Below are 253 nucleotides of genomic sequence, written 5' to 3'. Positions count from 1 at the left end.
TGTAGGTACTGCGTATGAAGTAATCAGAACCAGAATTGACAAAATGGGTGCTGTACAGCCAAATGTACAGAGAGTACCTGGTACGGCAAGGATTTCTGTGGAAATGCCCGGTATGAAAGATATCGATAAGGTGAAGAAAATGCTTCAGACTTCTGCAAAACTCCAGTTCTGGGAAGTACAGCAGGTTCCTGAAATTGCGCCATATTTCCAGACATTAACTTCTCTTCCCCCTACACCCCCCCCCCCCCCCCCC

General features: G+C 47.4%; 1 pseudogene. It reads left to right on the top strand.

Features of this window, described 5'->3' with window-relative positions:
• A pseudogene (locus tag ACPYOJ_RS36005) lies at positions 1–253 on the top strand (hypothetical protein); the annotation flags it as partial.

This window comes from Rhizobium sp. SVR5-9E (assembly GCF_056755095.1).
Note: the sequence above shows the minus strand (reverse complement) of the source record. Positions and strands in the feature narration are given on the sequence as shown.